The 24,321-nt window shown below is 58.1% G+C and carries 26 protein-coding genes; 16 read left to right on the top strand and 10 right to left on the bottom strand.

Going from position 1 to position 24,321, the window contains the following annotated elements; all coding sequences use genetic code 11:
* Nucleotides 1-29 precede the first annotated feature (29 nt).
* From tolB to queC, 6 genes are all read left to right on the top strand, one after another.
* Nucleotides 30-1,316, top strand: coding sequence for a Tol-Pal system beta propeller repeat protein TolB (gene tolB, locus N7220_RS10050; RefSeq protein ID WP_283151319.1), 1,287 nt, complete (start codon nt 30-32; stop codon nt 1,314-1,316).
* Between the two features lie 103 nt (nt 1,317-1,419).
* Entirely contained in the window at nt 1,420-1,956 is a 537-nt protein-coding gene (gene pal, locus N7220_RS10045) for a peptidoglycan-associated lipoprotein Pal (protein WP_283151318.1), read from the top strand.
* A 92-nt stretch (nt 1,957-2,048) separates the two neighbouring features.
* Nucleotides 2,049-2,771, top strand: coding sequence for a YbgF trimerization domain-containing protein (locus tag N7220_RS10040; protein WP_283151317.1), 723 nt, complete (start codon nt 2,049-2,051; stop codon nt 2,769-2,771).
* A gap of 156 nt (nt 2,772-2,927) precedes the next feature.
* On the top strand, nt 2,928-3,581 hold the full coding sequence (queE, locus tag N7220_RS10035; RefSeq protein ID WP_283151316.1) for a 7-carboxy-7-deazaguanine synthase QueE: 654 nt from the start codon (nt 2,928-2,930) through the stop codon (nt 3,579-3,581).
* 10 nt (nt 3,582-3,591) lie between these two features.
* Nucleotides 3,592-4,941, top strand: a complete 1,350-nt coding sequence (locus N7220_RS10030) for a chloride channel protein (protein WP_283151315.1) — start codon at nt 3,592-3,594, stop codon at nt 4,939-4,941.
* A gap of 5 nt (nt 4,942-4,946) precedes the next feature.
* Entirely contained in the window at nt 4,947-5,648 is a 702-nt protein-coding gene (gene queC, locus N7220_RS10025; protein WP_283151314.1) for a 7-cyano-7-deazaguanine synthase QueC, read from the top strand.
* 93 nt (nt 5,649-5,741) lie between these two features.
* Here queC and N7220_RS10020 read toward each other — a convergent pair whose 3' ends face one another.
* From N7220_RS10020 to rsmD, 3 genes are all read right to left on the bottom strand, one after another.
* Nucleotides 5,742-5,993, bottom strand: a complete 252-nt coding sequence (locus N7220_RS10020; protein WP_283151313.1) for a YfhL family 4Fe-4S dicluster ferredoxin — start codon at nt 5,991-5,993, stop codon at nt 5,742-5,744.
* A 115-nt stretch (nt 5,994-6,108) separates the two neighbouring features.
* Entirely contained in the window at nt 6,109-6,432 is a 324-nt protein-coding gene (locus N7220_RS10015) for an excalibur calcium-binding domain-containing protein (protein ID WP_283151312.1), read from the bottom strand.
* A 36-nt stretch (nt 6,433-6,468) separates the two neighbouring features.
* Complete coding sequence (gene rsmD / locus N7220_RS10010) at nt 6,469-7,017, bottom strand: 16S rRNA (guanine(966)-N(2))-methyltransferase RsmD (RefSeq protein ID WP_283151311.1); 549 nt, start codon at nt 7,015-7,017, stop codon at nt 6,469-6,471.
* Between the two features lie 68 nt (nt 7,018-7,085).
* On the opposite strand from rsmD, the gene ftsY reads away from it, so the two are divergent.
* The 4 genes from ftsY to rpoH all read left to right on the top strand — a co-directional run bounded on the left by ftsY (nt 7,086) and on the right by rpoH (nt 10,874).
* On the top strand, nt 7,086-8,198 hold the full coding sequence (ftsY, locus tag N7220_RS10005; RefSeq protein ID WP_283151310.1) for a signal recognition particle-docking protein FtsY: 1,113 nt from the start codon (nt 7,086-7,088) through the stop codon (nt 8,196-8,198).
* Between the two features lie 52 nt (nt 8,199-8,250).
* Nucleotides 8,251-8,904, top strand: a complete 654-nt coding sequence (gene ftsE / locus N7220_RS10000) for a cell division ATP-binding protein FtsE (RefSeq protein ID WP_283151309.1) — start codon at nt 8,251-8,253, stop codon at nt 8,902-8,904.
* A 12-nt stretch (nt 8,905-8,916) separates the two neighbouring features.
* A complete protein-coding gene (gene ftsX, locus N7220_RS09995) occupies nt 8,917-9,822 on the top strand; it encodes a permease-like cell division protein FtsX (RefSeq protein ID WP_283151308.1) in 906 nt (301 codons plus the stop codon).
* Between the two features lie 197 nt (nt 9,823-10,019).
* Nucleotides 10,020-10,874: an RNA polymerase sigma factor RpoH gene (rpoH, locus tag N7220_RS09990; protein WP_283151307.1), complete on the top strand. Its 855-nt coding sequence runs from the start codon at nt 10,020-10,022 to the stop codon at nt 10,872-10,874.
* An 80-nt stretch (nt 10,875-10,954) separates the two neighbouring features.
* On the opposite strand, the gene N7220_RS09985 is transcribed toward rpoH, so the two are convergent.
* From N7220_RS09985 to N7220_RS09955, 7 genes are all read right to left on the bottom strand, one after another.
* A complete protein-coding gene (locus tag N7220_RS09985) occupies nt 10,955-12,085 on the bottom strand; it encodes a M14 family metallopeptidase (RefSeq protein WP_283151306.1) in 1,131 nt (376 codons plus the stop codon).
* Between the two features lie 59 nt (nt 12,086-12,144).
* Nucleotides 12,145-13,539: an FAD-binding oxidoreductase gene (locus N7220_RS09980; RefSeq protein WP_283151305.1), complete on the bottom strand. Its 1,395-nt coding sequence runs from the start codon at nt 13,537-13,539 to the stop codon at nt 12,145-12,147.
* Nucleotides 13,540-13,579: 40 nt separating this feature from the next.
* A complete protein-coding gene (locus N7220_RS09975; protein ID WP_283151304.1) occupies nt 13,580-13,777 on the bottom strand; it encodes a zf-HC2 domain-containing protein in 198 nt (65 codons plus the stop codon).
* Between the two features lie 28 nt (nt 13,778-13,805).
* Nucleotides 13,806-14,375, bottom strand: coding sequence for a sigma-70 family RNA polymerase sigma factor (locus tag N7220_RS09970; RefSeq protein ID WP_283151303.1), 570 nt, complete (start codon nt 14,373-14,375; stop codon nt 13,806-13,808).
* A 136-nt stretch (nt 14,376-14,511) separates the two neighbouring features.
* Entirely contained in the window at nt 14,512-15,453 is a 942-nt protein-coding gene (locus tag N7220_RS09965) for a homoserine kinase (protein ID WP_283151302.1), read from the bottom strand.
* Between the two features lie 95 nt (nt 15,454-15,548).
* Nucleotides 15,549-15,890, bottom strand: a complete 342-nt coding sequence (locus N7220_RS09960) for a DUF2782 domain-containing protein (RefSeq protein ID WP_283151301.1) — start codon at nt 15,888-15,890, stop codon at nt 15,549-15,551.
* 40 nt (nt 15,891-15,930) lie between these two features.
* Complete coding sequence (locus N7220_RS09955; protein ID WP_283151300.1) at nt 15,931-16,665, bottom strand: LOG family protein; 735 nt, start codon at nt 16,663-16,665, stop codon at nt 15,931-15,933.
* Nucleotides 16,666-16,786: 121 nt separating this feature from the next.
* Between N7220_RS09955 and polA the strand changes: the two genes are divergently transcribed.
* From polA to N7220_RS09925, 6 genes are all read left to right on the top strand, one after another.
* Nucleotides 16,787-19,525, top strand: a complete 2,739-nt coding sequence (gene polA, locus N7220_RS09950) for a DNA polymerase I (protein ID WP_283151299.1) — start codon at nt 16,787-16,789, stop codon at nt 19,523-19,525.
* Nucleotides 19,526-19,801: 276 nt separating this feature from the next.
* Entirely contained in the window at nt 19,802-20,239 is a 438-nt protein-coding gene (locus tag N7220_RS09945; protein ID WP_283151298.1) for a hypothetical protein, read from the top strand.
* Nucleotides 20,240-20,329: 90 nt separating this feature from the next.
* Nucleotides 20,330-21,277, top strand: a complete 948-nt coding sequence (hemC, locus tag N7220_RS09940) for a hydroxymethylbilane synthase (protein WP_283151297.1) — start codon at nt 20,330-20,332, stop codon at nt 21,275-21,277.
* Between the two features lie 4 nt (nt 21,278-21,281).
* Nucleotides 21,282-22,043, top strand: coding sequence for a uroporphyrinogen-III synthase (locus tag N7220_RS09935; protein ID WP_283151296.1), 762 nt, complete (start codon nt 21,282-21,284; stop codon nt 22,041-22,043).
* The gene (locus N7220_RS09930; RefSeq protein ID WP_283151295.1) at nt 22,040-23,086 is read left to right on the top strand and encodes a uroporphyrinogen-III C-methyltransferase; all 1,047 of its coding nucleotides are present in this window, start codon (nt 22,040-22,042) and stop codon (nt 23,084-23,086) included. The genes N7220_RS09935 and N7220_RS09930 overlap by 4 nt, the downstream gene beginning before the upstream one ends.
* A complete protein-coding gene (locus tag N7220_RS09925; protein WP_283151294.1) occupies nt 23,083-24,276 on the top strand; it encodes a heme biosynthesis HemY N-terminal domain-containing protein in 1,194 nt (397 codons plus the stop codon). Before N7220_RS09930 ends, N7220_RS09925 begins: the two co-directional genes overlap by 4 nt.
* Nucleotides 24,277-24,321 lie beyond the last annotated feature (45 nt).

Here is a 24,321-nt window from a genome sequence, read left to right as displayed (position 1 = left end):
AATACACATTGAACAAGGAGAACAAACCAGTGCTGCTACGCTTTGCCCGTTTTGTACTAGCCATGAGCCTGCTGGCCAGCGCCGCGGCGCGTGCCGATATCTCGTTCGATGTCGTGGGCGTGGGTGCCAATCAATACCCCATTGCGATTGCCCCGTTCCAGAACGAAGTGCAGCAGCAACAGCCGGTTACGACCGTCGTGAGCGATGACTTGACCCGCAGCGGCTTGTTCAAGGTGATTGGGGCCGGTGATCTTTCGCCGGTGCCATACCAACCCAGCCAGATCAATTTTGGCGCGGTGGCTGCCAAAGGCGCGCAAACCGTGCTGATCGGTAATGTTTCGCCGTCGAGTAACGGCCAAGTGTCGGTCAAGTTCTGGCTGATGGATGCCGCCAGCAAGCAACAACTGGTGGGTTACGAGTTGATCGTGCCGCCTACCAAAATGCGTTACGCCGCGCACAAGATTTCCGACATGATCTACCAGAAGATCACCGGCTTTGGTGGCATGTTCACTTCACGCATCGCCTACATTACCAAGCAAGGCAAGCGCTTCGAGCTACAAGTGGCCGATGCCGATGGTTTTGGCTCGCAAGCTATCCTGGCATCCAACCAGCCGATCATGTCGCCCAAGTGGTCGCCCGATGGCACCCGCCTGGCCTATGTATCGTTCGAAGACCAGAAACCGGTGGTGTATATCCAGGATCTGTTGTCTGGCAAGCGCTGGAAAGCTTCCAACTTCAAGGGCAGCAACTCGGCCCCGGCCTGGTCGCCTGACGGCTCAAAACTGGCGGTGGTGCTGACGCGTACTGGCGGCTCACAGATTTATCTGGTTGATGCCAGCGGCCCCAATAGCAACAGCAGTAATGCCCGTCAGCTGACCAACACAGGTGACATCAATACCGAACCGTCCTTTACTGCCGATGGCCAGATCATCTTCACTTCTGACCGTGGCGGTAGCCCGCAAATCTATCGAATGTCTGGCAACGGTGGCGCGGCTGAGCGCCTTACCTTTCAGGGCAGCTATAACGCCTCTGGCAAAGTCAGTGCCGATGGCAAGTCTCTGGTGTTTGTGACCCAGAGCGGTGGTTACAAGGTCGCTATCATGGATATGTCCACCCGCCAGGTGCAGGTGTTGACCGATAGCAGCCGTGACGATTCGCCCACATTTGCGCCCAATGGCCGGATGGTGCTGTACGAAACACAGGCTGGAGGTAAAGGAGTTTTGGCGGCAGTGTCCAGCGATGGACGCGTCAAGGCTCGCCTCAGAGCGCAAGCGGGTGATGTAAGGCAGCCGGCATGGGGACCCATGCTGAAATAAAACAGTCGGGACGCACACGCAGCCGTGCCATTCAAACAAGCGGGCTGCGGCAACTCGTTGCTGCCAATGGGTTGCAGATGCACACTTTTGGAGATTATTGAATATGAAAAAAATCTTGATGAGCGCATTGCTCACTGCCTTGCTTGCCGCGTGCGCTTCTTCGCCCAAGCCAGCTCCTGTCACTACCGGGACCACCACTCCGCCTGCTGCTGATACCAAGCCAGCTACCGTTGACCTGACCCAGGGCAAAGCATTGCCTGCCGGCTACAGCGCGCTGACTGACCCGAACAACATCCTGTCGCAACGTAACGTTTACTTCGCATTTGACTCGTACGTGGTCGACAGCAAGTTCAGCGACCTGGTCCAGGCGCATGCCAAGTACCTGCTGGAACACAAGGATGCCAAGATCATCCTGCAAGGCAATACCGATAACCGCGGTACTGCCGAATACAACATGGCGCTGGGTCAAAAGCGTGCTGAAGCTGTCAAGAAACAGCTGAGCGCGCTGGGTGTACCGGATAGCCAGATCGAAACCGTGAGCTTCGGTAAGGAAAAACCGCTGGAACAAGGCGATACCGAAGAAGCATGGTCGCGTAACCGTCGTGCCCAGATCGTTTATAACGGCGAATCGGCACAGTAAGGCTTGCCCGCAGGCATAAAACTGCCTATCGTGCAGCGTTGGACCGGCAGGCGCTGGTTCAACGCTGTTTTCACATTGAAACCCGGAAAACGATGAAACGAATCGCCGCCCTTCTCGTTCTGGCTTTTGCCACCACCCATGCCAACGCTGGTTTGTTCAGTGACGACGACGCCCGCAAGCAGATTGTCGACCTGCAGACCCAGGTGAGCTCGCAAGATCAGCGCATCCAGCTCCTGGAAGCCGCCAACAAACGCATGCTTGATCTGGTCAACCAGCTTGAACAACTCAAGCAGGATCTGGCTACCTTGCGTGGGCAGAATGAAACGCTGCAATACAATCTGGATGAAGCCACCAAGCGGCAGAAAGATTTGTACGTTGACCTGGACACGCGTGTTCGCACGATCGAACAAGCCAAGGCTCAAGCCGTACAAGAGCAGCAAGCCAGCAATCAGCAATCGCTGGATGCAGCTATTGCACTGGCCAAAGGCGGCAAGAACAAAGATGCAGTCAATGCACTGACGCAATTTATCCAGGCCAATCCGGACAGCGCACATACCGCAACCGCCCAATACTGGCTCGGTGTAAGCCAGACCGGGCTGAAGAACTACAAAGCGGCGCAAGCGGCTTATGGTGCCGTGCTGGACCAGGCGCCGGATGATCCCGTTGCGCCGGATGCACTCTATGGCCGCGCCGTGGCTGCCAATGCCGCGGGCGATAAAAAGGGTGCGCGCGCCTATCTGCTACAATTGCTGGAAAAGTATCCCTCATCGGATAAAGCCGCCATCGCCAAGAAGGCGTTGCTGACCACCAACTGAGGTGGGCAACACAAGATTGACGCGGCGTCGGTCATGGCCGACGCCGTTTTCATTTCCGCCGGACTTTTATCTGGCTCGGAAAACCCGGCTGCGTTACCGCTGTAATGCGCCATCTGCAATCCGCTGGACTGTGTTTCCGGCACGGAGTATTCATCAATGGCTGAACAAGCACCCTCTTTACGTATTACCGAAATCTTTTTCTCGCTGCAGGGCGAAACCAGCCGCATGGGCGTGCCCACGGTTTTTGTACGTCTGACCGGCTGTCCTTTGCGCTGTGGCTATTGCGACAGCGCGTATGCATTTCATGGTGGCGAAACCCAGAGTTTTGACACCATCCTTGAGAAAATCCGTTCGTTTGGTGCCAACGTCATTTGCGTGACCGGCGGCGAGCCGCTGGCGCAGAAGCACAGCCTGGCGTTCCTGCAGCGACTGTGTGACGAGGGCTTTGACGTGAGCCTGGAAACCAGCGGTGCTTTGGCCATTGAAGGCGTGGATGCGCGCGTGTCCCGCATCGTTGATATCAAAACCCCAGGCTCGGGTGAGCTGGCCAAAATGCGCTGGGAAAACCTGGACGCCATCAAAACCGGCGACGAGGTCAAGTTCGTATTGGTTGACCGCGCAGACTACGAATGGGCGCGTGACTTGTTACGCGATAAAAAACTGAACGAACGCGCCCCGGTACTGTTCTCACCGGTCTGGGAAACACTCAAACCGGCCGATCTGGCCGCCTGGGTGCTGGAAGACCATCTGCCGGTGCGCATGCAAGTGCAGTTGCATAAAATTCTTTGGGGTGATCGCCCAGGCGTTTAAACGAACCCCAATGTCCGACTCTCCACAATTACACGGCCATTTGATGAAGCTGCGTATCCTCGCTATCCGCATTCTGGTTCGACTCAAGGAACTGCCCTATCGCAGCCGCTCTACGCTGGTGTTCTGGGGCGGCGCGGCAATGGTGGGGTTGGTAGCCGTATTGCTGGCCAAATGTGCGGAATGGGCCTTTCTGGGCTTTCAGCATCTCACCGCGCGCTGGTTCTGGTGGCCATTGCTGGCGCTCCCGCTGGGCGGGATGGGCATTCGCTGGTTAATGTCCCGACTGGGCCGCGGCGCGGAAGGCAGCGGTATTCCGCAAGCCATGGCAGCCATCAAGGTTGCCGAAGAGCCAGAACAAGCGGAGAGGCTTCTTTCGCTGCGCATCGGTGCCATCAAGTTTCTCGGGATCGTGCTGGGTGCGGGCAGCGGCTTTGTGCTCGGACGTGAAGGCCCTACGGTGCAGATCGGTGCCAGCATCATGTACGCCTGCCGCCGCTTTTTACCTTTGGCTGATCCGGTCTTCCAGCGTCAGTTGATTCTGGCGGGCGGCGCAGCGGGTATCGCAGCTGCCTTCAACACGCCACTGGCCGGGATTGTGTTTGCCTTTGAAGAACTGGCGCGCTCGGTCGAAACCGAAACCAGCGGCAAGTTGATTGGTGCCGTCATCCTGGCCGGTGTGGTCTCGCTGGCGTTGATTGGCGACTACACCTACTTCGGGCGGATTCACGTGCCAGAGTTCGAGTACAGCATCCTGGTGCCCATGGTGGTGGTAGCGGTAGTGGCCGGGCTGATTGGTGGCTTGTTTTCCTGGCTATGTGTGCATCAGACGCGCTGGTTGCCAGGCCCGGTATTGCATTTCCGGGTGGCGCATCCTTACTGGTTCATCGCCCTGTGCGGGTTGGCCATTGCCTTGTGCGGCCTGATCCTGCCGATCTTTGGCAGCGGCGCCGATGAAACCAGCCGGGCCATCAGTGGTCATGGCTTGCTGGCCTGGTATTACCTGCCCCTGAAGTTTGTCAGCCTGCTGGCGACCTTTCTCACCGGCCTGCCGGGCGGGATATTTGCCCCGTCGCTGGCTTTGGGCGCGGGCGTGGGCAGCTGGTTTGCGCCGCTATTTGGCGACGCCATCCATATCAAAATTCTCGCCATCGGCATGGTTGCCATGCTGGCGGCGGTGACGCGGGCGCCGATTACCTCGGCCATCATCATGATCGAAATGACCGATGGTCACGCGATGGTGATCTCCACGCTGGCTGCCGCCATGGTGGCGTCCAGTGTGGCCCGTATCTATCGAACCAATCTTTATCACGATCTGGCAGCCAATATCCTCAAGCAAATGGCTGCGCAGAAACGGGAGTAACGCATATGACTACACAATCTTCGTCACTCAAACCGGCTGTCATTCTGTTGTCTGGCGGGCTGGATTCGGCTACTTGCCTGGCGATTGCCAAAAGCCGCGGCTTCGCGCCGTATTGCTTGTCGTTTGATTACGGCCAGCGCCACAACGCCGAACTCAAAGCCGCAGCGCGCGTGGCCAAGTCGCTCGGCGCAGTTGAGCATCGCATCATCAAGATTGATCTGGCGGTGTTTGGTGGTTCGGCGCTGACCGATGCGGCCATTGAAGTGCCAACAGATGGCAAGACTACTGAGAACGAGATTCCGGTTACCTACGTGCCCGCACGCAACACCATTTTGTTGTCGTACGCACTGGCGTGGGCCGAAGTACTGAAGAGCGATGATATTTATATCGGTGTAAACGCGGTGGATTACTCCGGCTACCCGGATTGCCGCCCTGACTATATCGCCGCCTACCAGCAAATGGCCCGACTGGCGACGCGTACTGGCGTGGAAGGCTCCCCGCTGACTATACACACCCCGCTGATTACCTTGTCCAAAGCTGAGATCGTACAAGCCGGGCTGGCGCTGGGTGTGGACTACAGCCAGACCGTGACGTGCTACAAAGCGGATGAGGATGGCCGTGCTTGTGGCCAGTGCGATGCCTGCCGTTTACGTGCAGCCGGGTTTGAAGCCGCTGGGGTGGCTGATCCGACCCGTTATCAAGGCTGATGTTGCCACCGTGGGTGGCGCGAATCACTGGCGTAAAAAAAACCGGACGTATCACCGTCCGGTTTTTTATTGGCATGCGGTCTGCGAAGACGCTTATGCCTTGCCCGAGATGATCAGATATTTTTGATACAACTCTTCTTTCGATTCTTTTGCTTCCGGATTGAACGGAATGCAATCGACCGGACAGACCTGTTGGCATTGCGGTTCGTCGTAATGGCCAACGCACTCGGTACACAGGTTCGGATCGATCTCGTAAATCTCAGCGCCTTGCGAAATTGCGCTATTGGGGCATTCGGGTTCGCAGACATCACAATTGATGCATTCATCCGTGATCATCAGCGCCATGGCGATATTCCTTCAAAATCAGCTACGTTTAGAACGGCGGCGATTGTCCCACGTTCCTTACTATGGGACAACGGCATATCTGTTGGACGGCAGTGCGGGTGAATCGTTTCGTGAATTAGTGGCACCACTGCTGTTCGCATGGGACACCATCGTGATTACCGTCCATTTTCGGGTTAGGGCAGTTGTTAAGGTAAAACTTTGCCTCCTCGCATGACCTCATTTCGCTGCAGTAGTGCTTGTCTTCGCACTGAAACACGGCCTGTGTTGCGCGTACCGGCAAATCGTTAGCAGCTACCCGGTCATCGCCGGGAGCAACCCGTGGTAATGCACGGTTGGTGCTGGCCAAGGCCGCGGCGTCGACTGCTTTGGCCTCCTGGTAGTGTTGCCAGCCGCGCACACCAACAAACGCGAGCAATAGCAATACGATGAGTTTCTTCATCTATTGTTGCCCTATTGTGATGATTGGATCATTTGTTCAACCAACTCGCCGCAGCAAACCACAACGCACCGCGCCCGCTTTCAGTTCCCGCGTCACTTCCCAGCCCGGCAAATCTGGCCACTGCCCGCACTCGGCATAAACCACCGCGTCATCATTGAGCAGGCCCGCCACCAGTTCCAGCGCCTGGGGTAGCAGATCGGAGGCGAAGGGCGGGTCAAGAAACACCACATCAAACTTGCCGGATGCTTTTTTCAACCAGGTGATGGCATCGGACCAGATCAGTTCGACGTTGGTCATACCCAATGTTTTGTGGTTATCGGACAACGCGGCATACACCGGCTTGGCTTTTTCCACCATCACCACACGTTTGGCATTGCGTGATGCGGCTTCAAAACCCAGTGCGCCACTGCCCGCAAACAGATCCAGACAAACCTGTCCGGTCAGATCCTGGCCGAGCCAGTTGAACAGTGTTTCGCGCACGCGATCCGGCGTCGGACGCAGGCCATCGCCGTCCGGAAAATGGACCATGCGGCGCTTGTATTCGCCCCCAATTATGCGAACCTGGTTTTTATGCTGTCCTGCCATGCCTCACCCGCGCTAAAATCGCGCCAAATCAGATATTTTCCGCCATTGGCGACGCGACGCAAACACCTATGTTCGATTTTTTCCGCAAGAAACCCAAAACCGACCCGACAACACCTGTTGCCGAACCGGTATCCACGCCGCTTGAGCCCGTCGAGCCGCCTGCTACGGCGCCAGTTGACGTTGTCATCGCCCCGGAAGCCATTGTAGCGGTCGAAGTGCCTGTTCCGGCACCGGCACCGGAACTGCCGCAACCGCAACCGCAAGAAAAGCCCAAAATGTCTTGGGCAGAGCGGCTGAAGGCCGGTCTGGCCAAAACCCGGGATTCGCTGGGCAAGAATCTGGCTGGCTTGTTTGGCGGCGGCCAGATCGATGAAGAGTTGTATGAAGAACTGGAAACCGTGTTGCTTACCGCCGATATGGGCGTGGAGGCTACCAATACGCTGCTGAAAGATGTGCGCGACCGGGTGTCGCTGCGTGGCCTGAAAGACGCTTCCGAATTGCGCCAGGCGCTGAAAGAAGCGTTGCTTGAACTGATTCAGCCGCTGGAACAGCCGCTGGTTATCACTCCGCAAAAACCTTTTATCTTGATGGTTGCCGGTGTTAACGGCGCCGGTAAAACCACCAGCATCGGCAAACTGGCCAAGTACTTCCAGGGCCAGGGCCATAGTGTGCTGCTGGCGGCCGGTGATACCTTCCGCGCTGCGGCACGCGAACAACTGGTGGTCTGGGGCGAGCGCAATGGCGTGCAGGTGATCTCCCAGGCATCCGGCGATGCCGCAGCGGTGGCGTTCGATGCGGTCAACGCCGCCCGCGCCCGCCAGTGTGATGTGATCATTGTCGATACCGCCGGCCGCCTGCCGACTCAGCTGAACCTGATGGAAGAAATCAAAAAGGTGAAGCGTGTGGTGCAAAAAGCAGACCCGACTGGTCCGCATGAAATCATGTTGGTGATCGACGCCAATACCGGCCAGAATGCAGTCAGCCAGGTCAAAGCCTTTGACGATGCGCTGGGCCTGACGGGGCTGGTGCTGACCAAGCTGGACGGCACCGCCAAGGGCGGCGTGATTGCGGCGATTGCCAAGCAACGGCCAGTGCCGATCCGCTTTATTGGTGTAGGTGAAACCATCGACGATCTGCGCCCGTTTGTGGCGAAGGATTATGTTGATGCGTTGTTTGATTGACGATTGATGTATCCGGTCCCCGCGGCATGGTTACCCTGATAACGGACGGCGCATGATCCAGTTCCAGCAAGTCACCAAGCGATACCCCGGCGGCTTTGATGCCGTCAAACAACTCAGTTTTGAAATCCAGGATGGCGAACTCGTCTTTCTGGCTGGCCATTCGGGCGCAGGTAAATCCACCTTGCTCAAGCTCATTGCCGGTATCGAGCGCCCAACCCAGGGCGCGGTACTGGTGAACGGCCAGAACCTGGCGCGCATGCGCCGCGCGTCCATGCCGTATACCCGCCGCCATATCGGGCTGATTTTTCAAGATCACAAAATCCTCTACGACCGCAGCGTGTTTGAAAACGTGCGCCTGCCGCTGGATATCATCGGCTTTGATCACCGCGAAGCCAAACGCCGTGTGCAGGCCGCGCTGGATAAAGTTGGTCTGTCTGGCAAAGACGCCCTCAACCCGGTGAGTCTGTCGGGTGGCGAGCAGCAACGCTTGTGCATTGCCCGCGCCGTGGTGCACCGCCCCTCCATCCTGCTGGCCGATGAACCCACCGCCAATCTGGATCGCGATTACGCCAACGACATCCTCGAATTGTTCAAGTCGTTTCACCAGGTGGGCGTGACGCTGGTTATTTCCGCCCACGATGAAACGCTCATGGCCGACTATGGTCGCCGCATCCTGCGCCTGAAAAACGGCCAGTTCTCCGCATAAGGTGGCGCACGCATGAAACACTGGATACGCCTGAACTGGATCGCTTTTCAACGCACGCTCGGCGGCATTGTCCGTGCGCCGCTGTCCAGCTTGCTCAATCTGTTGGTGATCGCCATTGCAGCGGCCTTCCCGCTTGGGTTTTATCTGCTGATTGCCAGCGCCCAAGGCGTCATCGGCAAGTTGCCGGTGGAACCGCAGTTATCCGTCTATTTGCGCACTTCGGTCACAGCGGACGAGATCAACACACTCAAGCAACATTTGCAGGCGGATACGCGGCTGGCAGGCGTGCGCTTTATTGGTAAAGACGAGGCCCTCAAACAGATGCAAGCCAGTGTGGGCAGTGGCGATTTGCTGGCCGGGCTCACTGATAATCCGTTGCCCGATGCCTTTGTCCTTACCGCGCATACCGATGCCTCGCCAGAATCGCTAGAAGCTTTGCAAAAAGAACTCACCGCCAGTTCGGGCGTGGATCAGGTGCAGCTTGATTCAGCCTGGGCGCGGCGGTTGCAGCAGCTGATTGCCGTGGGTAAAGGCCTGTTGCAGATCATTCTGGTGTTGCTGGCCGTCGCTTTGGTACTTATCACCGGCAACGCGATCCGGCTGCAGATTCTGACCCGCCGCGACGAAATCGAGGTGGCCAAGCTGATTGGCGCGACCGATGCCTTTATCCGCCGTCCGTTTGTTTATTTTGCGGCGATGCAGGGCGTACTGGGCGGCTTGCTGGCTTGCGCGATTGTCTGGGGCGCCCGCACCTGGCTGAACCCAGCGGTTGAAGCGCTGGCACGCAGCTATGGTCAGCAATTCAGTCTGGCGCTGGCAGATTGGCGCGTGGTGGTGGTGACCTTGGTGGTGACCACACTGCTATGCTTGTTGGGCGCTTCGCTGGCAGTCGGTCGCCATCTGCGGCAATTTCGCTAATCTGGCGCTGCCGCCTGTCGGTTGATGCGACCGATTGGTCTAGTCTATCGGGTAGATTGAAAATATTGCCGTGCAACAATGATTCTTCTGTGCTTGAATTCATAAGAACTTTTTGCACCGTTAGCACTCAGAGGGATGGAGTGCTAATATCTAGCGTCGTCGTTTGAAACGACGCAGAGCAACACAGGAGAATATTCATGGTAGATAGCGTTGCATTGCCGGTCATCACTGGTGGCGATAGCATTGAGAGCTACATTCAGCGAGTCAATGCCGTGCCCATGCTCACTCATGAGCAGGAAATTGATCTGGCCAACCGCTACCGCAATGACAACGACCTGGAAGCCGCCGGCCAGTTGGTGATGTCCCATCTGCGCGTAGTGGTTTCCATTGCGCGTGGTTATGCCGGTTACGGTTTGCAGCAGGCAGACCTGGTACAGGAAGGCAATATTGGCCTGATGAAGGCTGTGAAGCGGTTCGAGCCGAGCCGTGGCGTGCGCCTGTTCTCGTTTGCAGTGCACTGGATCAAAGCCGAGATTCATGAGTACATTTTGCGCAACTGGCGTCTGGTGCGTATTGCCACCACCAAAGCCCAGCGCAAGCTGTTCTTCAACCTGCGTTCCAAGAAAACCGGTTTTTCCGCGTTGACTCAAGCGCAAGCGCAAGTGATTGCCGAAGACCTGGGCGTGAAGCCGGAAGAAGTCCTCGAAATGGAAACCCGCATGACTGGCCAGGATGTGGCCCTGATGGCGGACGACGGGGACGACGACGGTTACGCACCAATCGACTGGCTGGCTGATAGCGAAAACGAACCAGTTCGCCAGATCGAACGCCGCGCCTACGACAATCTGCAATCGGAAGGGCTGCAGCAAGCCTTGGGTACGCTGGACGCACGTAGCCGCCGCATTATCGAAGCGCGCTGGCTCGGTGACGATGGCAGCACTACGCTGCATGAACTGGCCGCCGAATTTGGTGTTTCGGCAGAGCGGATTCGCCAGATTGAAGCCAAGGCGCTGCAAAAGATGAAAGACGCGCTTGAACCAGCCATGGCTTGATTGCCGGGGATTGATCAAAAAAGGCACGCTACGGCGTGCCTTTTTTATTTGCTGCGTGTCGCGCAGTGGCGTGGAAGTATTTAACGCAGGCGATCAATCACGCCATTCAGCGCGGTCAGCATGGATACGCCCAGCTGCATGCTGCGCTCACCATTCCAGCCCACATCAGGCTCTGGGTGATTGGCCGTGTCTTTGAACGGCATTTCCAGCGTAAACGCCAGACAACCAAAATGATCGCCGACCCAGTTGGTGGCTAGCGTCAGAGTCTCCGGGCCAAACTGGCTGTCGCCGTAGCCGTACTCGGTCTGGAAATCTGGTGAGACCGCCACCCACAAGGTTTTGAAGGCATCTTGCAGCGCGCGTTGATGCGCCGAGAACGAAGGGTTGTCTTCACAGCCAGCCACAAAGTTGTGCGGAATGCTTTCGTCGCCGTGCATGTCAAAGAACGCATCCACGCCGGTTTCCTGCATGGCCTGGCGAACCAGAAACACCTCAGGGCTGGTTTCCATGCTCGGGGCTTGCCACGCACGATTCAGGTTGGTGCCAGCCGCGTTGGTGCGCAGATTGCCGCGTACCGAGCCATCCGGGTTCATATTGGGAACAATGTAAAACACGGCTTTATTGAGCAAGGTCCGGCCCACGGCGTGCTGGGTATCGAGCAAGGTGCCGATAACGCCTTCGGCACACCATTCGGCCATGCTCTCGCCTGGATGCTGGCGGGCAGTGATCCAGATGGTTTTCTTGCCCGGTTCCGGCGTACCGATGCGCAGCATGTCCAGCGGGCGACCATCGACAGTCTGACCAAGTTCACGGATCACGCAATCGGGCGAAATCTGGGCGTGGCCGAGCATTTGCAGATGACGCTCCCACGAATACGGCTCGAAGTACGCGTAGTAAACCGTGTCACGTTGCGGCTGGTGGCGAATGGTCAGTACGCCGTTTTCGTATTCGGTCGGTACGCAGAACCATTCAATGCCATCATACGAGGCGCGTGCGGCGTAGCCATCCCAGCCGCCCGGATAAGCCGATTGCCCGGCGTTCTCGATATGCATCACGCATTCGCGAAACGCGGTGCCAGACAAGCGGAAGTGGAACCATTGCTTGAAGGCGGAGGCGTTATCGGCGCGCAGGTTCAAACGGATATTGGCGTGATCTTCCAGTGAAATAGTTTCAATTGCACCGGAATCAAAAGCGGTGGAGAGCGTCAGCATGCGGGCACCAAAGAGGATGGGTTGGATTGAGTCGCCCGCCGCGTTGATCCCGGTAAGGATCAGTCCGCGAGCAACTTGCCGGGATTCATCAAATTGTTGGGGTCGAGCGCACGCTTGATGTCATGCATCAGCGCCATTTCCACGTCACTGCGAAAATGCGGCAGCAGGTTGCGTTTGAGCTGACCTATGCCGTGCTCGGCCGAGATGGTGCCATTGTGCCGCTGTACCACCGCGTAGACCAGTTCATTAATTCTGGGCTCGTGCGCGTAAGCCGCCTTGGTGACATCCTGCATGAATACGTTGTAGTGCAGATTGCCATCGCCCAAGTGGCCAAAGGCAATGATGTCAGCTTCGGCAAACTCGCTTTTGAGGGCCGCTTGCGCCTCAACCAGAAACTGCGGGAAAGCCGAAGTCGGGACGCCGATATCCTGCTTGATGCTCACGCCTTTGCGCTTTTGCGCTTCGGGAATGGCCTCCCGCAGTTGCCAGAAATCTTCGGCATCGCTGCGGCTTTGCGCAATCAGCGCGTCGTCGCCACCCAGGGCGATCAACGCTTCAGCGAAACGATCCAGCAAATGTTCATCCGCGCCACCATCGGAAACCTCTACCAGCACCGTCCATTGCGGCAGCTCGGCAAATGGCTTGGGTAGTTCGGGGCAGTATTGCGCCAGCAGTTCCCAGCAGCGCTGCGAGATCAGCTCGAACGAGGTAATGCGATCGCCCAGTTCATGCTGCAAACCGCGTAACAGGTTGACCGCACCTTGCGGATCGGCCACCGGCACCAGCGCAGTGGATTGCGCGGTGGGTAGCGGGAACAGCTTGAAGGTGGCGCGAGTGATGATGCCCAGCGTGCCTTCAGAGGCAATGAACAACTGTTTGAGGTCATAACCAGTATTGTCTTTGCGCAGGCCGCGCAAGCCGTTCCAGATACGGCCGTCGGCCAGCACTACTTCCAGCCCAAGTGTCAGCTCGCGCATATTGCCGTAGCGCAGCACATTCAGGCCGCCCGCATTAGTGCCCAAAGCGCCGCCGACGCGCGCCGAACCCTTGGCGCCCCAATCGGCCGGGAACAAGCGCTTGGCGTTGAGCGCGGCCATTTGCACGTCAGCGATGATGGCCCCCGCTTCGGCGGTAATGGTGTTGTTGCCTTCATCGACGCTCAACACGCGGTTCATGCGCTCCATGCTGATGACGACCGCGTGGCCGCTTTCGTCGGGCGTCGCACCGCCGCACAGGCTGGTATTGCCGCCCTGCGGCACCATCGCCACGCCATGCCGGGCACAGGCTTTGACCACGGCGGCGATTTCCTCGGTAGAACGCGGGCGCAATACCGCCAGATTCTGGCCGTGATAGCGCCGCCGCCCGTCGATCATGTAGCCCTCGGTGGCAGGCCCGGTGAGGATGCCGGCAGCGTCGAGGAAAGTAGCGAGTTCAGCGAGTAACGGATGCGACATGGCGGGACTTCTCTATCGGGAATACGGCTTGAAGGCGCGGTTATAACGTAGGGTCAGACTCGGTCCGCTCGCTACCCTGGCGGGCGATACGGCGCAGCATTTGCAGCTGGCGCGAGAAATTGCGGCATTTGTCGCACAGGCTCAGATGAAAGCGCAGCTGCAGCCGCTCGCCAAAAGTCAGTGGCAAGTCTTGCGCTTTGGACAGCAGGCGGCTGGCCTGTTTGCAGGCTCCCAGCATTAAGCGAACTCCTTGTTGGCCGGTGTGATCATTCGGTGGCCTCGTCAAACCAGTTTTTCTGCAAGCACAACCGCAACGCCATGCGGGCGCGATAAAGCAGTACAGAACAGTTAGTCGCGGTGATCTCTAATTGCTGACAGATTGTTTCAATCTCAAGACCGGTAATTTCTCGCAAACAGAACACCAACGCCGTACGGGCGGGCATGTTCTTGCGGCAGGCCTCAAACGTGCTCCAGAACTGTTTGTCCTGCAAGCTGGCGTCCGGATGCGCCCAGTGGCGCGGGCCATCGCTGCCCCAGTGGCCGGTGCGATCAAACATATTGTCGAAATCAGAGAGATCGTTTTCTTCATCCAGATGCGGATTGACCAGCACCGGGTCGCGATACCGGCGGCGTTGGGCGTCGATCACCTTGAACTTGAGAATAGCTGTAACCCAGGTACGCAGGCTGGATTGCCCGCTGTACGAGTCAGGTTTTTCCAGCGCGGCCAGCAACGTTTCCTGGACGACATCCTCGGCGGTTGTGTCGTCGCCCAGTTGATAGCGGGCGTAGCGCAACAGGTCTGGGCGCAACTGGTGGAGCGATTCTGAAAATGACATTAATGCGCCAGTTATAGTCAGTAGATAAGTAGTAGGGTTTGCACGCTTAGCGTGCGAACGCGTTCAACTAGAGTCCGACTTGCATGGTGCGCATGAATGCACACCCTACTTTTTATCTCGATGCGCTACGGCCTGATCAATTGAGCCAGAAATCCTGGCGCCCGGTGTGCTGCTGAATCACCCGCTGGAAGTGTGTCGGATCTTTGGCGAAGGTCATTTCACCGGCAGCGGGTTTGTAGAAATCAAGCAGTCGGGACGTCCAGAAGCGCAGCGCAGCGCCGCGCAGCATAACGGGCCACGCGGCGATTTCTTCTGCCACAAACGGCCGCACACCCTGATAACCGCGCAGCAAGGCACGGGCGCGTACTGGGTCGATTTCGCCATCGGCCAGCGCGCACCAATCATTCAGTGCAATGGCGACGTCGTATAACAGGGCGTCATTGCACGCGTAGTAAAAGTCGATAAAGCCGCCAACCCGATCGCCATCCATCAATACGTTGTCGCGGAACAGATCGGCATGCACCACGCCAGCGGGCAAGCTGCGATAGTCCTGTGACTGTTGCAGCGCCACTTCAGCGCGCAGCAGTGCAGCGTCGGCCGGGGCAAGGAATTCATCAACAGCCGCAGCGGTATCGGCCCACCATTGCACGCCGCGCGGGTTTTTCATGTAGCCGCCATAGCTGCGGCTGGCCAGATGCATTTGCGCCAGCATTTCGCCGACTTGGGCGCACTGGGCTTCATTGGGGGTTTCGGCTACGCCACCGGATACGCAGGTCACCAGCAAGGTGGGGCGGCCATTGAGCGTATCGATATATTGATCGTCCAGATTGGCGATCGGCGCGGCCACGGCAATGCCGTGATGCGCCAAATGCGCCAGCAGATTGACGTAAAACGGCAACTCTTCGGCTTGCAGCGTCTCGAACAGCGTCAATACGTAACGGCCATGCGTGGTGGTGACGAAATAATTGGTATTGGTCACCCCGGCCGCAATGCCTTTGAGTTCGACCAATTGCCCGATCGAATAGCGTTTCAGAAATGGCGCCAGGTCATCCGGCGTAACGGTGGTGAATACAGACATAGCGCTTCATTTCTTCTGGTGGGTTGGCCGACGCCGGGCATTGTTTCAAAGGCGCGATCAGAATTCAATCAAAACCCGGCGTTAAGGATGGATTGTTACCACTCCAGCAAAACCCAGCGTGGCGGGGACAGGTTATCGCCGCCATTATCGGCCAGTTGCGAGAAGCGGCCATTGCCTTCGCGATCAATCAGGTAATACGGCGCGCCCACCTTGGGCACCACGCGCATCATGTACAGCTTGCCCTTCATGCGGTACTCGGAAATGGTGGCATCGGCTTTTTCAACGATGGTCACTTCGGGTTCGGGTGCCGCTGGCGAATCGGTTGCGGGCATCGGCGGCGGCGGTGGGCCTTCCGGCTCGCGGTTGTTGTCGGGGGCGGCAGCCTGAGCCAGGCCTGCCACCAGCATCAAGCCGGCAAACAGGGTAGTGAAACGCATGAGCAGGTCTCCTTTATATTTGTGTGGTGCACGTATTCGCTTAGAGGCTGAATTGCATTTCGCGTTCAGCCGGCGACATCTCAAAGCCGCGCGTTTCGTAATAATCAAAGATAGCCGTCACAATGGCAGCCGGGTCATCAATCAACTGAATCAGGTGCATATCGGCGGCGGCGATCATTTTTTCGTTAACCAGCGTGGTGCGGAACCAATCCACCAAGCCACTCCAAAACGCGGCACCGACCAGAATGATCGGAATCTTGCGTGACTTGCCAGTCTGAATGAGAGTGAGCGCTTCGGTGAGTTCGTCCAGCGTGCCAAACCCGCCGGGCATCACAACATACGCTGTAGCGTGTTTCACGAACATGACTTTGCGGGCGAAAAAGTGCCGAAAACTCTGGCTGACATCCTGATAGGGATTGCCGCCTTGTTCGTGAGGCAGCTGGATATTGAGGCCCACCGATGGGCTTTTGCCGTAAAACGCGCCTTTATTGGCCGCCTCCATAATGCCTGGGCCGCCACCGGAGATCACCGAAAAACCGGCATCCGATAGCAAACGGGCAACTTGCTCGGTCAGCTTATAATACGGATGATCTGGCGGGATGCGGGCAGAGCCAAAGATCGACACCGCAGGCTGTATCGGTTGCAGCCTTTCGGCGGCTTCGACAAACTCTGCCATGATTTCGAATACGCGCCATGATTCGCGCGCGCGCCATGCATGAATGTCGGCGTGAACTGCGCTCTCAACCAGTGTGGGCACTTTATCTTTGAGGCTCATGGTGGCTTCTTTTCAAGTGGTAGATGGTAGATAGAGTCGCTAACAAAACCGTGCCGGTTACTGACTCTTCCCAGCGCTGTGAGGCGCCGCCGCTTTTTTTCAGTATAGAGGGTTTCCCCTGATGCCTAAGCTTTTGCTCATTGATGGTTCGTCTTATCTTTACCGCGCCTTTCACGCGATTCGCGAACTGTCGGCACCGGACGGCACCCCCACCAATGCCATCTACGGTTTTGTGAACATGCTGCGCAAATTGCGCCAGACCACTCCCGCCGATTACATCGCCTGCGTGTTTGATGCCAAGGGCAAAACGTTTCGCGACGATATTTACGTCGAATACAAAGCCAACCGCCCGTCGATGCCCGACGAGTTGCGAGTGCAGGTAGAACCCATACACGCGGCAGTGCGCGCTTTTGGTGTGCCAATTTTGTGTATTGAAGGCGTGGAGGCCGACGATGTGATCGGCACATTGGCCGTCATGGCGTGTGCTCAAGGTATTGAAACCATCATGTCTACCGGCGACAAAGACATGGCGCAGCTGGTCAATGATTGCGTGCGCATCGAAAACTCGATGACCGAAGAAGTGCTGGATGAAGCCGGTGTCTTCAACAAATTCAACGTGCGCCCGGATCAGATCGTTGACTACCTTTCGCTGATTGGCGATACCGTCGACAACGTGCCGGGCGTGCCTAAAGTCGGCCCGAAGACTGCCGCCAAGTGGCTGGCCGAATACCAGACGCTGGATAACATCGTCGCCAACGCCGACAAAATTGGCGGCGTGGTCGGTGAGAACCTGCGCACTTCGCTGGAGTGGCTGCCCACAGCCAAAGCGCTGGTCACCATCAAATGCGATGTCGATCTGACCCAGGAATTGCCCAACGCGCTGCCCGATCTGACGCCGCGTGCGGCCAACTGGGTAGAACTGGAAGCGCTGTTCCGTCGCTATAACTTCCGTACCTGGTTGCGTGAGGCTGAAGAAAAGCTGGCAGCGGGCGACACGGGCGGTGATGCACCGGCAAACGCGGACGGCGTTGCGGCACCAGCCGCTGGCAAGCTGGAACGCAACTACGAAGCCATTCTGACCAACGAACAATTGCAAAACTGGCTGGCCAAACTGAACGCTGCTGACGTGGCCTCGGTCGATACCGAAACCACCAGCCTTGATCCGATGCAGGCACGCATCGTTGGCATGTCGTTCTCGGTCACGCCGGGCGAAGCGGCGTATCTGCCGCTGGCGCATCGCGGCACCGACGCGCCCGATCAACTGCCGTTTGATGCCACGCTGGCGCTGCTCAAGCCGTGGCTGGAATCGGCTGAACACAAGAAGCTTGGCCAGAACCTCAAGTACGACCAACACGTATTTACCAATCACGGCGTAACGTTGCGTGGCATTACCGATGACACCATGCTGATGTCCTACGTGCTGGCCAGCCACGAACGCCACAATATGGACGACCTGGCCGAACGTGAGCTGGGCGAAACCACCATCAAGTTTGAAGACATCTGCGGCAAAGGTGCCAAACAGATTGGCTTTGAAGAAGTCGGCGTTGAAGCCGCCACGGCCTACGCAGCAGAAGATGCCGACATCACTTTGCGGCTGGCACATTCGCTGCACGCGCGGCTGGCCGAGTTGCCCAAACTGGACAAGCTCTACCGCGAAATCGAGTTCCCGGTGCGCGAAGTACTGTACCGCATGGAGCGCAACGGCATTTTGCTGGATGGCCCCAAGCTCAATAAACAGAGCCATGAAATCGGCCTGCGTTTGCTGGAACTGGAAAAAGAAGCCTACGTGCTGGCTGGGCAGCCGTTCAATCTGGGCAGCCCCAAGCAGATTGGCGAGATTTTCTTTGAGCAACTGAAGCTGCCTGTCATCAAGAAAACCCCCAAAGGCGCACCGTCGACCGATGAAGATGTGCTGCAAGAGCTGGCCAAGGATTTTCCGCTGCCCAAGGTGCTGCTGGAGCATCGCTCGCTGTCCAAGCTCAAATCCACCTACACCGACAAACTGCCGTTGATGGTGAACCCGCAAACCGGGCGCGTGCATACCAGCTTTAACCAGACGGTGGCGGTCACCGGGCGGCTGAGTTCTACCGATCCCAATCTGCAGAATATTCCGGTGCGCACGGCAGAGGGTCGCAAGATTCGCGAGGCATTTATTGCGCCGCCGGGTCATCACCTGGTTTCGGCCGATTACTCGCAAATTGAATTGCGCATCATGGCGCATTTATCGGGTGATGCCGCACTGCTCAAGGCCTTTGCGGAAGGACAGGATATTCACCGCGCCACCGCTGCCGAGGTGTTTGGCGTGACGCCGCTGGAAGTCAGTTCCGAACAACGTCGCTACGCCAAGACCATCAACTTTGGCCTGATTTACGGTATGAGCGCGTTTGGCCTGGCGCAATCGCTGGAAATCGAACGCAGCGCGGCGCAGAACTATATTGATCGCTACTTTGGTCGCTTCCCGGGCGTGGCGGCGTATATGGAACGCACTCGCGCTGAAGCCAAGCGCGTCGGTTTTGTTGAAACGGTGTTTGGTCGCCGCTTGTGGCTGCCGGAAATCAAAGCGGCTAATCCGATGCGCCGCGCCGGGGCTGAACGCGCCGCAATTAATGCGCCAATGCAAGGTACAGCGGCCGACCTGATCAAACTGGCCATGTTGGCGGTGCAAGGCTGGCTGGAGCGCGATGGCTTGGCATCAAAACTGGTGCTTCAGGTGCACGATGAGCTGATCCTGGAAGTGCCAGATGCCGAACTGGAGCTGGTCCGCACCGAATTGCCGAAAGTGATGGCCAGTGTCGCCAGCCTGAAAGTGCCGCTGGTGGCCGATACAGGGGTAGGTATGAACTGGGAAGAAGCACACTAAGTCTGCCCGTTCAGAATCCAGACCTCCGACACATCCTGCTTTGAATAGGCGCATTCTTATAGGAAACGGTTCCTCGCCTCAATAAACTGGTCGGCTTGCAATTATTGTCAGCCCGCTGGGCTATTGGATCGCGACAACATGCAAAGAAACGCTGCTCAAGCGACCGGGAGGCTTCGGCCGCTACTGATAAGCATCGTTCTGCTGGGCTGTGTGGGCATCGGTGGAACGGCGCACGCGGATGAGGAGGTTTACCTTGGTGAACAACGGATACCTCTGATGCTGGACGGCCGGCTTTCAGACCCGGCAGCGCTGCCGCCTGCCGTTTCATCGCCGCAACTGGATGCCTCGCTGGCGCAATTGCGGCGGGACAAAAATGCGCTTGAGTTGCGTATGACGCTGCTGGAACGGCAATGGCGCGGCACCGTGCCGGCGCGGGCAATGCCAGCCGTGGCGGACAGGGCAGCACCCATGATCCAGAAGCCATACACCGGGACATTCTGGCCATTTGCATTAGCCGATGAGGCCTCCGGTTTGTTATCGAGCATCCTGCAATGGAGCGCATTGGCGATGCTGATTGCGGGGGCGCTATTCATGTTGTTGCGCCGTCGGGCGCCTGTTGAACAGGCTCAGGTCCCGCCGGTTCAGTCCGCGCCCCAGCAGTGGCAGGATATTGATTTTGACCTGTCGCTGATCGGGCCGAACGAGTTGCGCTGATTCGTTCGCGGGCATATTTCCCGGTTGCGGCCGCCGTCTGCCTTTAACTACGCGTTAGAATGGCGGTTTCCCCCGAACTTGATGCACGCCATGACTGCAGCCGCACCCGCCCGCCTTGTTATTGCCACTCGTGAGAGCCCGCTTGCCTTGTGGCAGGCCCATCACGTTCGTGACCGCCTGCAAGCGTTATATCCCGGTCTGGTCGTGGAGTTGCTGGGCATGACCACTCAGGGCGACCGCATCCTGGATCGCACGCTCAATAAGATCGGCGGCAAGGGCTTGTTCGTTAAAGAACTGGAAACCGCGCTGGAAGAAGGCCGAGCCGACCTGGCTGTGCATTCCATGAAGGATGTGCCGATGGTGTTGCCGGAAGGCTTTGATATCGCGGCCATCACCACGCGTGAAGACCCGTTCGATGCGTTTGTTTCCAACAAATACAGCTGCCTGGCGGATTTGCCCGATGGCGCAGTGGTTGGGACATCCAGCCTGCGTCGGGAAAGCCAGCTGCGCGCGCGCTTTCCGCACTTGGTGATCAAACCGCTGCGCGGCAATCTGGGAACACGTCTGGGCAAACTGGATGCCGGTGAATACGACGCCATCATCCTTGCCGCAGCGGGGCTCAAGCGCCTGGGCTTTAACCAGCGGATTCGCGAAACGCTGAGTGCGGAAGACAGCTTGCCTGCGCCAGGTCAGGGTGCCCTGGGTATTGAGATTCTCGCCGGGCGGGATGATCTGAAAGCGCTGCTGGCGCCGTTGAACGATGCGGCATCTGCCGCGTGTGTGAAGGCTGAACGTTCCCTATCGCGGCGTCTGGGTGGTTCTTGCCAGGTGCCGCTGGGCGCGTTTGCGGAAGATGACGATGGCTTCTTGCGGCTGCGCGGCTTCGTGGCCAATCCGGATGGCAGCGACATTGTTTACGCCGAATCCAATGGCTCACGGGCTGCGGCCGATGGCTTGGGTCTGCAGGTGGCCGATTTGCTGCTGACGGAAGGCGCGGCCGAAATTCTCACCGCGTTGGCCGCTGCGGCCCAAGACTGATCCGATGACATCGCTGGCAGGCAAGCGGATCTGGGTCACCCGTCCCGTCACGCAAGCGCAGGCGCTGATTGCACTGTTAGAAGCGCAAGAAGCGCATGCGGTGAGTTTGCCGCTGCTGGAAATCGCCCCGCCGCTTGACCTGGTCGCGCTGGACGACGCACTGATGCGTTTGGCGCAGCTAGACTTGGCGGTGTTTGTCAGCCCTTCGGCGCTGGATGCCGTATTTGCCCGTTTGCCAGGCGCGTGGCCGTCGCATGTGCCGGTCGCGGTGGTCGGGCCGGGCAGTGTGCAGCGGGCGCGCGAGTACGGTATTGCCGATGTCATTGCGCCAACGGCCCGGTTTGATAGTGAAGGCTTGCTGGCGGAACCGCGTCTGGCGCAGCTGAGCGGGCAAAGAGTCATGTTATTCAGAGGCGATGGCGGACGCGATATCTTGCCGCAAGGGTTGCAGGATCGTGGCGCGCAGCTGGAAAAAATCGCGGCTTACCGGCGTTTGCCACCAGCGTTTGACGCCGTCCAGCTGGGCCAGCAACTGGCGGCTGGGTGCGATGGTGTCATTGTTTCCAGCTCCGAAGCCGCCCATTATCTGTTCACCCGATTTGGAGCCGACCACATCCAGCGGCTACAATCCCTTTTATATTTCACGCCGCACCCGCGGATCGCTGCCGCACTGGCAGAACATGGCGCCACGCAATTGGTTGCCACCGACGCGGGTGATGCTGGCATCGTGACTTCGCTGTGCCGTCATTTCAACAGGACGCCATGAACCAGGACCAAGAATCCCTGTCGGCAGCGCTGACAAAAACGCCAAAGCCGCGCCGCCGCTTTGCCATTTCACAACCGGGTGTGTTGCTCGCTATCGTCGCCATTCTGGCGGCTGGTGGGGTGTGGCTGCATCAACAGCATCAGGTGGATGTGCTCAAGGCCAGCCTGGCGCAGCAAGTTGAACAGCAAACCCTGCGCGCCGAACAAGCGCAAGCGGCCAACGCGGCGGCACAACTGCAACTGCACACTGTGCAGCAGCAAATTGCCCTGGTGTCGGCAAAAGAAGCCGAAGCGCAGAGCCAGCAGGCCTCGCTCACCACCATGTACGACGCGCTCACCCGCACAGACACCCAGCGCTCACTGGCCGAGATTGAACAGAATCTCACCTATGCCAGCCAGCAACTGCAATTGTCCGGCAGCGTTGCGTTGGCGCTGACGGCGCTGGATAGCACCGATCGCAAGCTGCAGGAGCTGAACAAGCCCGAGCTGATTTCACTGCGCCAGGCCGTCACCCGCGATATGGACCGGCTCAAAACCCTGCCCGCACTGGATACCGTTGGCATCGCCGCGCGTTTGAACAGCCTGATTGATGAACTGGACCAATTGCCACTGGCTGTAGACGTAAACCGTCTGCCAGAACAACCCAAGACTGTGCCTGCCAGCTCCAACTGGGCCGGTAACTTTGGCGCCGAATTGTGGGCTGATCTGAAGACGCTGATCCAGATTCGCCGCATGGATAAACCTGATGCCGCGCTGCTGACTGCCAATCAAACCTTCTTCTTGCGCGAAAACATGAAGCTACGTTTGCTGGATGCGCGTACGTCCTTGCTGACGCGTGACCAGAATGCCTTCCGCGCCGATCTGGTTTCGGTCAGCCATTACCTGCAGCAGTATTTTGATGAGACGGCCAAGCCGGTGCAGCAAACCAAGGCGACCCTGGATGAGTTGTCACGGATCTCGCTCGCGCAAAGTGTGCCGACGCTGGATGCCAGCCTTGCCGCTGTCCGCACTGCCCGCCAGGCTGCAGAAAGGACCAAACCGTGAGAATTCTGGTCTGGTTGATTGCCCTGTTTGCTTTGGCGGTCGGCGTCACCTTGTTTGCCCAAGTGAACACCGGTTACGCCCTGCTGTTTGTGCCGCCGTGGCGAGTGGAAATCTCGCTCAACGTATTTATCTTGCTGGTACTAATCACCGTGGCCGTGATTTATGCGGTGACACGGCTGGTGCGCGAGCTGGGTGGTTTGCCGGTCCGCGTAAAGCGCTATCGTGAGCGCCAGGCACAAGACGCTTCGATCAAGCTGGAGCGCGAATCACGCATTGCGTTTCATGAAGGCCGCTATCAACGCGCCGAACGCCTGGCGGGAGAAGCGTTTGCCGCCAGCCGCAATCATGAAGCCATTGCCGTCAATGGCCTGCTGGCAGCGCGGGCGGCGCATGCCATGCGTGATTTCGGCAAACGTGATCGCTACTTTGCCGATCTCAAACAAAAGCTGTCGCCGCAGCATCTGGCGCTGGCCATGACCATGGCCGAACTTTACCTGGACGAGCGTCGTTATGCCGATGCCGATGCCGCCATTGCCGAGGCCCGTGCCGTTTCGCCCAAGCTGACCGCCGCCATGCGCCTGGAACTGCGTTTGCGCCAGCGTGAAGACAATCCGCAAGCCATCTTGCGGCTGTGCGAGCAACTGGCCAAGACCGATGCGCTGGACGCGGCCCAGGCTGCACGCATTCGGGCTCAGGCGTTATTGTCGTTGCTGGCCAGCCATGCGTTGGCCGGACGTGAGCTGAAAAACTGGTGGGCCAAACTGTCGGCGGAAGACAAAGCGCTGCCGCAAATTACCACCGCTGTGGTGGATCAATTTGCCGAGCAAGGCGCACCGACCGAAGCACGTTCGGTGATTGAAGATGCGCTGGGCAAACGGTGGTCGAGCGAACTGGTCGAGCGTTATGGTCGGCTGGATTTGCCAGCTGAAGACCGCGTGGGCCAGCTGCAACAAGCCGAAGCGTGGCTCACCTCACATCCGGAAGACAGCCAGTTATTGCTGACGCTGGGCCGTTTGTGCCGGGCGCGTGGCTTGTGGGGCAAGGCGCAAAACTATCTGGAAGCATGTCTGGCCGTTGAAAAAACTGCCGTGGTCCATGCCGAGCTGGCTGAACTGCTGGAGCGGCTGGATCGCCACGATGATGCCGCCCGCCATTACCGCGCTGCGCTGGATCTGGCCCTGGCACGTTAACCCTGGCGCTGGAATACGCAGCAGCAATATAAAAAGGCCACCTGC

The sequence above is a fragment of the Silvimonas soli genome (genome assembly GCF_030035605.1).
Taxonomy (GTDB): Bacteria; Pseudomonadota; Gammaproteobacteria; order Burkholderiales; family Chitinibacteraceae; genus Silvimonas; species Silvimonas soli.
The sequence above is the reverse complement of the archived record's forward strand: the minus strand, read 5'-3'. Positions and strand labels throughout refer to the sequence as shown.